The sequence below is a fragment of the Cellvibrio sp. GW822-FHT04B05 genome, from assembly GCF_058800985.1.
Map to the genome: position 1 here is coordinate 338,254 of NZ_JBXAMU010000004.1, position 14,669 is coordinate 352,922.

The following is a 14,669-nucleotide window of genomic DNA, read 5'->3' on the forward strand; positions in this document are numbered from 1 at the left end:
GCTAAGTTGACTATTCCATTAAATTCAAGATAAATTTCATCAATCTTAATACTATGGAGACAACATCGACTGCTTATAGATATCCAACGCATGATCGACGCTTTACTACTATTTCCCGTATATTTTATAAAGGTATTTAGTCAGACCTCTATTTACTGTAAAGCTACTAAGCAAAATCTCCTGATTGGCAATATTTTTTTTGTAGTTATTATGTTTTCCCATTCCGGCCATAAAATCATAAATAAGTCCCTTTTTAATTGCTGCCTCAATTGCATACCCAAGATGAATTGAGCCTAAAGCAATTTTAGGAAAGCGATTTTCCTTATAGCCAGATTGCAGATTGTATCGAACCCCATCCCATTCGATATCATAAATTACTGAAACCGCCTCTCCATTGACACGCATGACTTGAAGTATCGGAACTCCACCACCAAAATATACACGTTCCACCAAACCACACATAAACTTAATTGATTCCGGTGAATAGCAAGGGCGCCCCCAACGCGGAATATGAAATTGATTCAGCACCCCAAAAAAACTAACAGCATCACCATAAGCAAAGTTAACAAGCTCTATCTCACCTACTTGCTCCAAGCGATGGCGACGATTGAAATAGCTATTGCGAGTACTACTTCCGAGCGAAGCCATATATTCATTAATACAGTTCGATGACACTGAGTATGCAAGCTCTGTTTTTTCTACGCAGGCATACCACTTATTGATATCTGCAAGTTGGTTAATTTCCTGGATAGGGCCGAAGTCATGGCTGACATCTGTTAATGAAAACTGGTTCCAATCCAGTTTTTTGAGTTCTTTACCCAATGCGGCAATCCCACCAGACATAGCAATCAAGGAGTCCAGATTATTATATTCAGCTCTTGGTGTACTAAACTGCGCGTAGCCATTACCCGCCAAAGCAAGGCATTTTAAAGGAAGAATACCCTTGAGCCGATGCGAAATGGTGTAGACCATTTCAAGTGGATTATGGCTACCGCCCAAATCCATCAATTTAATCTGTGCATCATGCCCCCAGGTTTCTACCCAAGCATCAACCCACGGAAATGACCTGAAGAAATTTCTCAAAAATACAATCCTCAATTGAGGCAACTGAATAACTTACATAATCCCGGACAATCAATTCTGAGATATACAAGTAACCAAAAGAAGCATTATGTCGAGACGATCTAATAAATTAACGGCTGAAAAAAAACCCTCCTGATATTGGAGGGCGTTTTTTCAGCGATAAGAAGCACCTGTATGTAATTGGCAAATTCTATTTGGCTCGCGACTTTGCTTCCCTAAGATGGTCATGTATCTCCTTGTTATCAGAGGCCAGTGCAGCAGCCTTTTCGAGTAATTCAATACCAGCAGAAACCTTACCGCTTTCAACTAAAATCCATCCATACGTATCCAGGATGGCAGCATTATCCGGCGCTAAATCATAGGCGCGCTTGGCAAACTCCAATGCACGCTCATCCTTCCTTTCATAGTACATCCAGGCTAAATTGTTTAAAGCAGCTGGCATTTTTGGAGCCAATTCTACTGTTTTCTCATACCATGTTAATGCTTCATCCGATTTATTGTTTTGCTGGGCATTAATTGCATTAATCAAAGCCGGTCTATAGCTACCAGGTATTTTTTCTGCCCATTCTTTACCGAACGACACCATCAATTCACTTTTTTGCTGCCGCTGATACATACCATAAATACTTTCAGCAACAGCCTCCATCGGTTTTATACCCCATGACGTTCTATAGAGTTTGAGTGCTTCATCCTCATTAGCTTCGGCCAAGCGAATATTACCTTGTAAAAATAAGCGCTCGGCTTCGTTTTCATCATTCTTAATAAATTGATCGAGCAATTTCTGCGCTTCAGCAATATTATTCGCAGCCAATTCAACCTCTATCAGATTATTTAAGAAATCTGCATTTTCAGGAAATAATTTCACGGCTCGCAAAAAGCTCACTCGTGCTTCCACCAATTTTTTTTCTTTTCGTAAGAGCACACCTTGTGTTTGAAAAAGACGAGCAGCTATTTTCTTAACATTATTTGCTTCATTGCTTCGCTCAAGTGCCTGTTCAATATGCAGTATTGATTTTTCAATATTATTTCTTTGTAATTCCAGCTGTGCCAACAGCAACGAGGGCTGCCATTTATCGGTCTTTTTTTCCAAATTATTTAGAAATGCAAAAGCCTCTTCTTGTCTATTTAATTGTTTTACCAACTCTAGCCAACGCCCGTAGGCCGCGGTAACACTAGGATCGGACTCAATAGCCAATTGCCATGTAGCGATTGCTTTTTGAGGCTGCCTTTGTAGTTCATAAACCTGAGCCAATCCTGAGTATGCCAAATATTTTTCAGGATTATTTCTTGCGGCGGCAGCTAACTCGAATGCTTTTTGTGCTTCAACGTAATTTTTTTGCTCGACGTTATACCAGCCTTCAATAAAATTTCCTCGCGGATTATCAGGAAACTTTTGCTTAAAATTGACAACCTCTTCCTTAACCCGATCAGACTGACCATGCTCAAATAAACTTTTTAAATATGCCTGCTGTATCAATAGATCAAGAGGTTGCTCTTGATATGCTTTTTGTAACTGGGCTATCGCCTGCTCAGGTTGCCCCATCCCCATATAACGCTTAGCCAGAGCAATTCTAATACGTTGCTGCTTGGGATTTAACGCCAAACTTTTTTCAAGCGCCTTTGCCCCCTCTGCACTTTTCGAATCCTGATCAAGCAATGCCAATCCATAAGTTGCAAGAATAGCCGGATTGTTTGGTTGATTTTCAGCAGCATGTTTTAATAGATCAATTGCGTCCGCTATTTGGTTGTTGCGATACTTAACCAAGGCGGCAGCTTGAATGACAGTTGGGTTTGCTGTCTCCGGGTCAATAAATTGGTCGAAAAGTGATGACGCTTTATCATCAGATCCTTTTTGAAACTCAACCATCCCCAACAATGTTGCAGTATTTTTATCATTGGGAAACTGCTCCCTTAATTCATGTAGAATATTTTCTGCATCAGCCAATTTTCCTTGCTGATACAGCTCCATCGCCTCACTAAAACGCTGCTGGGCGCCATTACTTTCAGAATTCGATTCAGCGATTACCTTCTGATAAGTGTAAGCTTCGCTGGTTCTACCTAACTGGATTAATGTTTCTGTTAATTGAATCAGTGCATTTGATCGCTGATTAGTGGGAATATCAGTTTTAGGCAATAACCCTATGGCCTTGGTAAGGTAAGCTTCAGCCTTTTCAAGCTGACGGCTATAAAGATTAACGCTTCCCAACATTACCAATAATTCAGTATTGTTTTCGTCGTTTTTAAGTGCTTCTTCAAGTATTGTTAATGCGACTTCGGTTTGTCCTTGCGCCAGCACTGATGTTGCCGAAACCAGTGCAATATCCGTATTGCTTCCACCTGCATCTTTCAGTTTTTCTTGAAATTGCTCTGCCTCTGCTTTTTCTCCTAAATATATGCTGGAGAGAGCAGCTATTTTTGCCTGATGCACCTTGTCTTCTGCGCTTTCTGCCGGGTGTTGGGCAATAATATTTAAAGCGGATCTGTATTTTTTCCCATTTAAATAGGCTTGCGCCAACTCGGTAGAGACTTCAGGAAGCTTTTCAACAATCGGTTCAAGCAACTTGTAGTTAACTCCACTTGCTCCAACCTCGTTATATATCTTCGCCAGCACTAAATAGCCTTGTGCAGAATCCGGTTGAAGCTGAATCATATTCCGCGCTTCTAATACAGCGGCTTTTAATTGCCCCTGTTTTAAATACGTTTTCGCAGAAACGCTATAGCGAGCCATTTCACCTTCAACTTCTTTCTGTTTATCGCCGCAGCTAACAACCAGGAAGACTAAGGCCACCAAAAATAGCCGTGTAAAATTATTCATGGGCTCACCCCAAAATTTAAAGAGCGTTGTAAAGTTATAAATCATTTTTTTGTTACCAAGTACAATTAATTTTAAGGTAACCCACAAGAAAATATTTTCTAAAAATAATAACCTACCGATGCACCAACAAATGTTTCATCATAGGTTTTCACATTACCATCCGACTCACGATTTTCTTCTTCAGCAAACAAGCGAAAAGAAATACCTGAATTAAAAAGGTAACGATACTGAATTATTGCAGAATCAAGCGTGTAATCTTCGCCAGCCAATGTTCCCGTGAATTTATTTTCACCAATTCCGTAACCGAGTGACAGGGAAGACCGTGCAGAAAAATCGTATGTAAAATCTAATCGCCCACCTTGTTGACGAATTTCGTCCGGCAAAACGATATAGTCATCATTACTTTGATGAATTGATATGTTCATCGTACATTTATTACAAAGAAATTTATTTGTCCATGTGAGTTCTGCATTTCGGCGCTGAATTTGATCAACCTTGAAAGATCCATCACTGGTTGGGTTTTGATTAACACTGTGTAAATTGCCACCGCCATAGGAGGAATCGGTAATCGCCTGACTACCCATTAGCTGCAATGAATTAAGTCCAGAATTGTAGGCAATACTCAAGGTATAGGTTGGTTTTCCAAATGACTCTTGAGCATCCCGCTCACTGCGGTTGTAACCTAAAGCCAAGGTGTAGTGCAATTTTCGCAATTCGGTTGCGTAGGTTGCAACTGCAGCTGTATAGATATAATCCGCGTCTTCGGAATTGGGAAATTTGACATCCGCTCGTTGAAGCTGAACATTAAACTGACTGACTTTGGATGAGTTACGATTCCAGGCTAATATCGCCGTTTGCCGCTCCGAATCATTAATATCACTTTCTAAAAAATTAATATCAGAAACTTCCACCGACCCCACTAATAGATCGGCATCACTGATACGCTTTTTAACCCGAGGGGTTGCGCTCAGTATTTCACGTTCATCTTGATTATTAGTGATATTAATTTCATCTGGCGAGCTGAGCAGGGTTTTACGCGAATGTTTAAACTGTATATCCACGGGGTCAGCTGACGAACCCAACTGCAACATCGACTCCCCCTCAAGATATTGTTGATCCCGCTGGGAGTTTTTTGCAAAACGGTTATCTGTACCGGTGTAATCTACAGAGGCTGACAGATAGGTATTATCGTAATCGCCCGATAAGCCTATCTCGTATGACTCCTGTCTTTCACTAATCGGATCAGTGGTCGTTTTGCCAGCATTATCTGACTCTCCGACCGAAGCAAAAATATGCCCACTAAAATTTTTAGCTTCAGAGACCGACGATATGATCGCGATAAAAAGAAGTTTCTTGCTGTAATTTCGAGACTTTTTCATGCTACGGTAGTCCTTGTGATTAGCTATTGAACACAAACCCCGCAAACTTTTCTTTGCCGACGGCATCAACTGCCGCAAGAACATCATCAGTGACGGCTGCACCAAATGGAACAACCAGCAACGCATGATCACAATAGCGAGCTAAAATTCTAGCCTCCGTAGAATGCTGTACAGAGGGAGCATCTAATACGATAAAACGATCCGGATAACGTGACTTAATTTCTGAAACAAACACTTCCATGCGTTTTGAGTTAAAAAATTCCGCCGCAGACTCACTTGATCCCCCTGAAGGGATTACACGCAACCGTTCTATACCGCTCGGGTAAATTATTCTTTTTAGAGGAACGGTATAATCATTCAAGTATTGAGTTAATCCACCATCTACATCAGTAACAACATATTTTTCTGTTGCATTGCTATAGGGATTACAGTCAACAAACAATGCTGTTTTATGCTGGTCGAGGGCAAAAGTAGCAGCAAGGTTAAAACTAAAATCACTCGACTCGGACAATCCCACCACGGATGAAACTAACACAACAATGTTATCCGTCTTGCTACGCTTCAATAAGCGAATCCTTACTTCACGATAGGCGTTAAGAACATCCCGCTGGCGCATTCCGGTAAAGACAACTTTCTTTTCATAGAGCTCATCTTGCGACCAGAGCACTGGCAGCATCATGTTTTTAATTTGCTCACGCTTTCTGTGCTCTAACACAGCAGTTTTTACCAACTGGCCGCTGCTCTCTACCAATTCGTCAACATTGGCGATTAAGTTGCTTAGCTTGCTTTGTTTTGTATCATCCATATCAGTTACTCTGGTCACGTTACCCATCTAACCCTGCAAGATTTGCCAGAAAACAGCAATGCCAATGTAGGTCAATAAAGAAACCGTCAATACAATCAAAATCAGCACCATATCTTTTCTGAACAAGCGATCACCGATAGGCGACTTGTAGTGAGGAATAACACCTATTAATTCGATATCAGGCGGGAGCTGACGTTGCAATGATCGCGCGGAGCGAAAATGTGGATCTAGCAATACATAAACAACAACAAGGCCCAAAGGAAATAGCAAACCAAGCAGTGGACCTAAAATGGCGAAATGGGCGAATACAATACCTGAGGGCCTGAGTGGGAAAGAAGCAGGCTCTTGAATACGATAACTAACACCCTGCCCTTCAATATCCAGTGTCATCGAGAGACGTGCAGCCTCTTTGCGCTGAAGCATTTCCTCATACACTTTTTTGGTAACGTTATAATCACGGGTTAACTCGGATAATTGCGCTTGATTACCCGCAATCCTGGTTTGTCGTTCGAATTCCTGATCCTGGAGCGATACCAATGATTGCATTCTGCGTTTTTGCGCACGCAAATTTACATCGGCTTCAGAAAGCTGCTTTCTCAATTCTTCATATAAAGGATTTTCGACCCTCTCTGAATTACCAAAAACCTCTCCTGAAGATTGCATTTTCGCAATACCCGCATCCAGATCTGCAATTTGTGCACGCAGTGAAATGATGTCTGGATATCCCTCCTGATAACTCAACAACAACTGTTCCAACTGTGCACTTAATATTGTGCGGCGCTGCCTCATCTCATCAACCTGTCCTTTGGCTTGGAGATATTCACCTTCAGTGCCTAATTGTTGCTGAATCGAGTTGCTTCTCGCCTGGGTTTCCTCGATGCTTATTTTTAACCCTTCAATCTCCTGACGGAGACTTGCTATTCGGGTGCTGACCGACTGCTCACTACCATCGGTATTTTTTGAGTTAAAGTCTTTCAGCTTTTCTTCTGCGTGTTCAAGTTGCTTGCGATACGTTTGCACTTGCGCATCAATAAAATTATATGCACCAACACTTTCCTCTCGCTTCTTGCGCGCAGTATCCTCAATAAATACGTTTACGATTGCATTGAGCACTTCAAATGAACTGTCGGGATTATCTGCACTGTAGGCCACAGCAAAGTGATTGTTATTGCGCTCTTTCTTAATTGATACAGAACCTCGCAACTGCTTAATAACGCGATCCTGTTGAGACTCGGTCATATCCTTGGTAATCATTCCAGCGGCTATCGCCGCAGCAAGCATATTATTACGGGTATAGATAACCTCACCCGCCTGCTCACTGCGATCAATTTTAGTAACCTCGGCTTGCCCCTTTAATAGCGGTTCGATAATGTTGGTGACGTCGGCAATTAACACAACACTGGTGGTGTAGGTTTTTGGCCATATTAACCCAACCCCCAAAAGCGAAAAACTAACGCCAATAAATAGCGCAACACACCAATAGCGAAAACGAATTAACTCCGCACGCAAGGCGATCAAGATATCTTTAAGGTAGGCTTTATCCATGTAATCTCTCTATGCAGCCACGTAAGGCATGCGAGCCAAACGTTAAAATGCTCGTTCAGGAACAGCAACTATGTCTGAGGGTTGCAATGAGTAATTGGTTTCCAGTGCCCCTTTATTAATCAAATCATCCAGTTTGATGTTGTAAACCTGAACCGAACCATCAACTTTACGGTAAAGCTTTGCCTTATTTGCCGAGGCAAAATCATTCGGACCACCAGCAATCAGGACCAAATCAAGCACGGTCATACCTTCGCGATAAGGGATTGACTGCGGGGCTTGTACCGCACCGGTAATGCGCACCCGGCGCTGGAAATCGGAGCTGCTAGGATTTACGACGATGACAGTAACCTGAGGATTCTTAACGTAACTGCTAAGGCTTTTTACTATGACATCGGATAATTCTGTTGAAGTAAGATCTGCTGCGGCAAGGTCACCCACTAATGGCATTGAAATTTTGCCATCCGGCCTTACCGGGACTGCAATAGAAAGTTCGGGGTTGCGCCAGACACTAATCTGCAAAGCATCACCAACACCTATTTTATATTCGCTGAGTACGCCAGCGTTCGTTGCAGGAGGTAATTGCCCCACTTTGCTGCTACTGCAACCACCGAGAATAATAAGAAAAAATATTGCAGCCACTCGATAAATAATGTTCTTCACATCTGACTCCTTTTTATGCCCTAAGGCCAGCAAAAAATTCTCTAATGAACGCCTTTACCCAACAGGATGATTTCGACGGTTTGGATCATGATTAACATGTCCATCAAAAAACTATGATTTTTGGTGTAATAGAGGTCGTACTGAAGCTTATTTCGAGCATCCTCTACTGAGGCACCGTAGGAATACTTCAATTGTGCCCATCCCATTAAACCCGGTTGCACTTTGTGACGAGTTTCATAGAAAGGCAGTTGCTTTGCAAGGTCTATGACAAATTCGGGACGCTCGGGACGGGGGCCCACAAAACTCATCTGGCCCGCCAAAACATTATACAACTGCGGCAATTCATCAAGACGGGTGTTGCGAATGAAGGCGCCAACGCGGGTCACACGGGCATCATTTTTCTTGGCCCAAACTGCACCATTTTTTTCAGCGTCCTGGCGCATACTACGAAACTTATAGATACGGAAGGGCTTGCCATTCAAGCCCACGCGGACCTGATGATAGAGAATTGGCCCAGAGCTATCCAGTCGCACCGCCAGTGCGGTTAATAGCATAAAGGGCCATAGCACCAAAAAAAACAAGGAGGCAAGGATCAAATCAAACAGGCGCTTTGCCATCACGCGACGCTTTGAATATTTGAACCCATCAGAAAACAGCATCCAACTAGGTTGCAGCAAACTTATATCAATCTTACCGAGTTCGCGCTCGCAAAAACTAAGCGCATCACTGGAGACTATTCCAGCCAGTTTGCAATCCAAAAATTGGTTAAGAGGGAATGCATTGCCTGTACTCCGGCGGCGTTCATCAGGGGAAATCACAATTTCGGAAATCTGAGCCTGTCGGGAGTACGCAAGCCAGTCGCTGGGCTCAGGCAACACAAGTGATGGCTCAACCTTTATCTCTTCATCGGCACTGGGAATACAACCAACTATCTTAACCCCCAATACATTGATCTCCGGTTCCAGATCTTCAAGCAGTTTCAGCGCCCGCGCGCCCGCGCCATAAATTACCACGCGGCGTTTTAGCTGTCCGGTATCAACCACCCGCATAAAAATGAAGCGGGCAATCACAACCAGGCCGGTGGCAAACAACACCCCCCAGAAAATCAATGTTTGAGGGACAAACGCTTTACCGAATAACACACCAATCAAAAATAATCCCATACTGCCAAGGAGAAAGAAACTCACCAGCGTGCGCAATACCATGCTGCTAAAGCCTTCACGCACAAGTGCGAGGTATACGCCCATCGATAAAGTACAGCAGGACAATAAACCGGAGAAAACCAGAATTTGCGCCCAATTAACCACTTTATCATTAGCCTCAATATTACCGTCGAAATACTGGGACCACCACGCAGCTAGCCCCAACAGGATCGCTTCGGCAATCCCAAGAAACAGGTAAGGCAAATGAATGTAGTGTTTATTGAGTCGAATATAAGACAAACCCGGTTCCTTCAAGTTGAGCAGCGTGAGTTGGTAAAGCAAAGACAGCCGCGCATTATAGCGAGTTTTGTGACAAAAGCTCGACGCTTGTGGCGTAATTCTGTCACAAGGCCATTAACCGGGGAAATTCACCTTGTAAATGACAGAGCTTTATCCTTTCCAATGCCAAATCGACATAAAAAATGTGGTAACTTAGCCGACCTTTGGATTCACGGTTCGCTAAGGAAATTTCCATGTACGCAAGCAATCCCGCACTCTGCATTATAGGCCTAGGCTATGTAGGTCTACCCCTTGCTGTTGAGTTTGGTAAAACCATCAACACTATCGGTTTCGATATTAACCAGTCTCGTATTGACGCCTTGCGCCACGGTGTGGATAGCACGCTCGAATTGGATGCAACTGAACTCGGTGAAGCAAAACATTTGCGCTATACCACGAGCGAAGCAGACATCAAAGGTTGTGATGTCTACATCATCACCGTGCCCACTCCCATTAATGAAAGCAGGCAACCGGATTTAACACCGCTCGAAAAAGCATCCGCGCTGTTGGGCCGTGTAATTGGCAAAAATGCGATTGTCGTGTTTGAATCTACCGTTTATCCCGGTTGCACCGAAGAAATCTGCGTCCCCATCATCGAAAAACATTCCGGCCTGGTGTTTAACAAGGATTTTTTCGCCGGTTACAGCCCCGAGCGAATTAACCCGGGCGATAAACAACATCGCGTCCACAACATCACCAAAATTACTTCCGGTTCCACTCCTGAAGTAGCTGAATATGTAGATCAGCTCTATCGCAGAATAGTGGTCGTGGGCACGCACAAGGCGAGCAGTATTAAAGTTGCCGAGGCTGCCAAGGTGATTGAAAACACCCAGCGCGATATCAATATTGCCCTGATCAACGAACTGGCCTTGATCTTCAAGCGCCTCGATATTGATACCCTTGAAGTGCTTGAAGCCGCCGGTACCAAATGGAACTTCCTGCCATTCCGCCCGGGCTTGGTGGGCGGTCACTGCATTAGTGTTGATCCCTATTATTTAACACATAAAGCACAACAAGTTGGTTACAACCCGGAAGTGATTCTGGCAGGACGTCGCATTAACGATGGTATGGGCACTTTTGTCGCCGAGTCAGTCGTAAAAATGATGACCCAGCGCAAATGTCACGTGGTGGATTCCAATATCCTGATCATGGGCCTCACATTTAAAGAAAACTGCCCGGACCTGCGCAATACCCGTGTGATCGACATCATTAACGAGTTGAAAAACTACAATGCCAATGTGCATGTGTATGACCCCTGGGCCGATGCGGCGGAAGCGCAGCATGAATATGGCCTGGAGCTGATCGCCGAGCCCAAAGCCAACAGTTACGATGCCGTTATCCTCTGCGTTGGCCACAGTAAATTCCGTGAAATGGGCGCCGCGGAAATTCGCGCTTATGGCAAAAATAACCACGTTCTGTTTGATGTTAAACATATTCTGCCCAAAGAAGCGGTGGATGCGCGTCTTTAAACGCAGCACCGGCAACAGATAGATATAAATGTACTAAGGATTTTTCATGAAAGTTTTGGTAACCGGCACTGCGGGATTTATTGGCTCCACCCTTGCCAAGCGTTTGCTAGCGCGCGGCGACGAAGTTATCGGTATCGATAACCTCAACGATTATTACGATGTACAGATAAAAAAAGACCGCTTGGCGCACCTGACGCCGAATAGCGGCTTCACCGATATTCGCTGCAATATTGAAGACAAAGCCGCTATCGACAACGTCTTCAAAACCCATAAACCGGATCGCGTAGTCAATTTGGCCGCCCAAGCGGGTGTGCGCTATTCACTCATCAATCCCCATGCGTATGTGGATGCGAATATCACCGGTTTCCTGAATATCCTGGAAGGCTGTCGCCATTTCGGCACCGACAATCTTGTCTATGCATCCAGCAGCTCAGTCTATGGCCTGAATACCGCCATGCCATTCTCGGTGCACAATAATGTAGATCACCCGGTCAGCCTTTACGCAGCGAGCAAAAAAGCCAATGAATTGATGGCACACACCTACAGCCATTTATTCAATATCCCCACTACCGGCCTGCGCTTCTTTACTGTCTATGGCCCCTGGGGTCGCCCGGATATGGCGTTATTTATTTTCACCAAAAAAATCCTTGCCGGTGAGCCAATCGATGTTTTTAACTATGGACATCACCGTCGCGACTTCACTTATATCGACGATATTGTTGAAGGCGTTATCCGTACGCTGGACAACGTAGCGCAACCCAATAGCGATTGGCAGGGCGACAAACCCGATCCGGCGACCTCAAAAGGCCCCTATCGCATCTACAATATCGGCAGTAACAACCCGGTCGAATTGCTCCGTTACATCGAAGTACTCGAAAATTGCCTGGGTAAAAAGGCGGTAAAAAACCTGCTGCCACTGCAGCCGGGCGATGTGCCCGATACCTATGCCAATGTGGACGCACTGATTGAGGATGTGGATTACAAACCGTCAACACCAGTGGAAGTAGGTATTGAAAATTTTGTAAAGTGGTATCGTGACTACTACAAGGTTTAAGCGTTTACGTGCCCCTGACAACGGCATCGCATGATGCCGTTTTATTTACACACAAACGAATTTGCATATGAATCAAGGCTCAGTTACCCACGCCATGACGGTAGACGTTGAAGATTATTATCACGTCGCCGCTTTCGCGAATGTAATCAAACCGGGCGAGTGGAAAAACTGGCCGTCGCGCGTAGAGGCAAACACCAATCGCCTGCTGCAGCTGTTTGATGATGCCAACATCAAAATCACTTTCTTCATATTGGGCTGGGTCGCAGAGCATTATCCGGAACTGGTAAAAACCATTCGCGCGCAAGGCCACGAGATTGCTTCGCACGGCTACAGCCACCAACTTATTTACAAACAGACGCAAGATGTTTTCCGCGCGGAGGCAGCTAAATCCAAAACCCTATTGGAAGACCTGGCGCAGACACAGATCACCGGTTATCGCGCAGCAAGCTACTCCATCACCCGCAGATCCTTATGGGCGTTAGATATTCTGGCTGAGCTCGGCTTCACCTGGGATTCCAGCATCTTCCCCACCCGCCACGACAATTACGGTATTCCCGGCAGCCCCGAAGAACCCTATCGCATCATAACCAATAACGGCGCGAGCCTTTTGGAGTTTCCATTGACCACCGCCAAAGTGCTCGGCCAATCAGTCCCTGCGGCAGGCGGCGGTTACTTCCGCCAATATCCTTATGCGATGTCCAAATGGTTATTTGAACGCGCAAGCCACAACCAAACCAAGCCACAAATTTTTTACCTGCATCCCTGGGAAATAGACCCCGACCAACCGCGCGTCCCTAATGCCAGCTGGTTCAGCAATTTCCGCCACTACACCAATTTAAAACGCTGCCTGCCGCGCCTGCAGCGTATGGTTGGCGATTTCCAATTCGGCACCATGAGCCAAAGCCTCGGTTCAACACAGATCACCAAGGAACTGAGCATTCACGATTTGGCGATAGATTTGAATCATAAATAGTTAACCTAGACGGGCACTGTTAAGGTCAGTAGAATCGCCGCCCTCAAACATGAGTTTCCATTCCAGCACCCGTAGCTCAGCTGGATAGAGTAGCGGCTTCCGAAGCCGTTGGTCACAGGTTCGAATCCTGTCGGGTGCACCACATTATTCTCCTGCAGCACTACAGACCAGATCACACTATATTGACTTCCAGCGAGACGGCCAACTGCTGCGAAATCTGTAAATGCGGCGATTATTCATATCTCAACTGATTATATTTTTCTGGAAATAATAAAGATGCCTATAAAGAGGAAGATCCTGCTGCACCGGTGAATATCTATGGCAACTCCAAGTACATAGGGGAAACGGAGATCATTCAGGCAAATCCGCAGCACCTTATTTTGCGAACCTCCTGGGTATTCAGCGAATAGGCAGTAACTTTTTCCAGACCATGCGGCACCTTGGACGCGGGCGCAATGAAATTTCAGTGGTCAATGATCAGTGTGGCGGCCCTACTCATGCGGGCGATTTGGCCGATGCTATTTTAAGGATTATTGGCCATTATCAAAAAATGGGGCAATTGGACTGGGGGATTTATCATTATTGCGGACACCCCTATGTCAGTTGGTTTGAGTTTGCACAGGAAATATTTGCCCATTCCCCTGCAGACTATCCATCACCTAATCTAACTCCCATTAGCACTGCGGACTATTCAGCAGTGCCAAACGCCCTTACATCTCTCGCTTAAATTGCGCAAAGATAGATGCAACATTTGGAATAGAACCAAGTGACTGGAAGAGCGCAATCAAAAATTTATCCGGTAAAAACAAATGAAGATCATTGATACAACAATTCTCGAGATAAAAATTCTAGAGCCAAAAGTATTTAATGATGAACGCGGGTTCTTTTACAAAAGCTTTAACAAAAAGGAGCTGATGAAGAGCCTGAATCTGAAAACCGGGTTTACCATTCCAAATCCCCAAAATGGGTCTTACGCGGGTGCACTATCAAGGTACTCCCATGGGTCAAAGTAAACTTACGCGAGCTATTGTCGGAGAGATTTATGATATACGTCGGTCATCGCCAACCTATTGGTCAATGGATAGGCATAATACTATCGGCCGAAAATAAGCGACAACTCTGGATAATCGAGTGTTTGCCCATGCTTTTACGTGTTATGGGATTGCGCAGAATGTGCTTATAGGTCCACTGAGTATTATTTCCAACATCACGAACGACGCCTTGCATGGAATGATACTGATCTGAGGATGGCCTGGCCATTCACATCACCTCCCGTTGTTTCCGCTAACGCTAAAGATAGTATTGCGCCATTATTTTCATTTTTACTATAAATTGGGTTGTAAACACCTAAAACCCGGCGCAAAACTAAACTATCACCATACCAGTTCCCAGCCCACTTGTATGG

12 protein-coding genes, 1 tRNA gene and 1 pseudogene are annotated in these 14,669 nt (G+C 44.5%); 7 read left to right on the forward strand and 7 right to left on the reverse strand.

What is annotated here, in order from left to right:
• Nucleotides 1–108: 108 nt before the first annotated feature.
• From AC1RJL_RS14625 to AC1RJL_RS14655, 7 genes are all read right to left on the reverse strand, one after another.
• Nucleotides 109–1,083 carry a GNAT family N-acetyltransferase gene (locus tag AC1RJL_RS14625; RefSeq protein ID WP_492915285.1) on the reverse strand — a complete coding sequence of 325 codons (975 nt, stop codon included), beginning with the start codon at nucleotides 1,081–1,083 and terminating at the stop codon, nucleotides 109–111.
• A 190-nt stretch (nucleotides 1,084–1,273) separates the two neighbouring features.
• Nucleotides 1,274–3,898 carry a tetratricopeptide repeat protein gene (locus AC1RJL_RS14630; protein WP_492915287.1) on the reverse strand — a complete coding sequence of 875 codons (2,625 nt, stop codon included), beginning with the start codon at nucleotides 3,896–3,898 and terminating at the stop codon, nucleotides 1,274–1,276.
• A 98-nt stretch (nucleotides 3,899–3,996) separates the two neighbouring features.
• A complete protein-coding gene (locus AC1RJL_RS14635) occupies nucleotides 3,997–5,277 on the reverse strand; it encodes a porin family protein (protein ID WP_492915289.1) in 1,281 nt (426 codons plus the stop codon).
• Nucleotides 5,278–5,296: 19 nt separating this feature from the next.
• A complete protein-coding gene (locus tag AC1RJL_RS14640) occupies nucleotides 5,297–6,082 on the reverse strand; it encodes a tyrosine-protein kinase family protein (protein WP_492915291.1) in 786 nt (261 codons plus the stop codon).
• 27 nt (nucleotides 6,083–6,109) lie between these two features.
• A complete protein-coding gene (locus AC1RJL_RS14645) occupies nucleotides 6,110–7,627 on the reverse strand; it encodes an XrtA system polysaccharide chain length determinant (RefSeq protein WP_492915293.1) in 1,518 nt (505 codons plus the stop codon).
• Nucleotides 7,628–7,669: 42 nt separating this feature from the next.
• Nucleotides 7,670–8,287: an XrtA/PEP-CTERM system exopolysaccharide export protein gene (locus AC1RJL_RS14650; RefSeq protein WP_492915295.1), complete on the reverse strand. Its 618-nt coding sequence runs from the start codon at nucleotides 8,285–8,287 to the stop codon at nucleotides 7,670–7,672.
• A 41-nt stretch (nucleotides 8,288–8,328) separates the two neighbouring features.
• Nucleotides 8,329–9,771, reverse strand: coding sequence for a TIGR03013 family XrtA/PEP-CTERM system glycosyltransferase (locus AC1RJL_RS14655; protein ID WP_492915297.1), 1,443 nt, complete (start codon nucleotides 9,769–9,771; stop codon nucleotides 8,329–8,331).
• 191 nt (nucleotides 9,772–9,962) lie between these two features.
• Here AC1RJL_RS14655 and tviB point away from each other — a divergent pair, with 191 nt between their 5' ends.
• From tviB to AC1RJL_RS14690, 7 genes and pseudogenes are all read left to right on the forward strand, one after another.
• Nucleotides 9,963–11,237 carry a Vi polysaccharide biosynthesis UDP-N-acetylglucosamine C-6 dehydrogenase TviB gene (tviB, locus tag AC1RJL_RS14660; protein ID WP_492915299.1) on the forward strand — a complete coding sequence of 425 codons (1,275 nt, stop codon included), beginning with the start codon at nucleotides 9,963–9,965 and terminating at the stop codon, nucleotides 11,235–11,237.
• A 46-nt stretch (nucleotides 11,238–11,283) separates the two neighbouring features.
• Nucleotides 11,284–12,291 carry an NAD-dependent epimerase gene (locus AC1RJL_RS14665; protein WP_492915301.1) on the forward strand — a complete coding sequence of 336 codons (1,008 nt, stop codon included), beginning with the start codon at nucleotides 11,284–11,286 and terminating at the stop codon, nucleotides 12,289–12,291.
• 67 nt (nucleotides 12,292–12,358) lie between these two features.
• Nucleotides 12,359–13,264 (forward strand): XrtA system polysaccharide deacetylase, encoded by a 906-nt coding sequence (locus AC1RJL_RS14670; protein ID WP_492915303.1) that lies wholly within the window; start codon nucleotides 12,359–12,361, stop codon nucleotides 13,262–13,264.
• Between the two features lie 65 nt (nucleotides 13,265–13,329).
• A tRNA-Arg gene (locus AC1RJL_RS14675) sits at nucleotides 13,330–13,406 on the forward strand.
• Between the two features lie 166 nt (nucleotides 13,407–13,572).
• Nucleotides 13,573–13,991: pseudogene (locus AC1RJL_RS14680) on the forward strand (SDR family oxidoreductase).
• 82 nt (nucleotides 13,992–14,073) lie between these two features.
• Nucleotides 14,074–14,277 (forward strand): dTDP-4-dehydrorhamnose 3,5-epimerase family protein, encoded by a 204-nt coding sequence (locus AC1RJL_RS14685; RefSeq protein ID WP_492915305.1) that lies wholly within the window; start codon nucleotides 14,074–14,076, stop codon nucleotides 14,275–14,277.
• A 138-nt stretch (nucleotides 14,278–14,415) separates the two neighbouring features.
• Nucleotides 14,416–14,595, forward strand: coding sequence for a dTDP-4-dehydrorhamnose 3,5-epimerase family protein (locus AC1RJL_RS14690; protein WP_492915307.1), 180 nt, complete (start codon nucleotides 14,416–14,418; stop codon nucleotides 14,593–14,595).
• Nucleotides 14,596–14,669 lie beyond the last annotated feature (74 nt).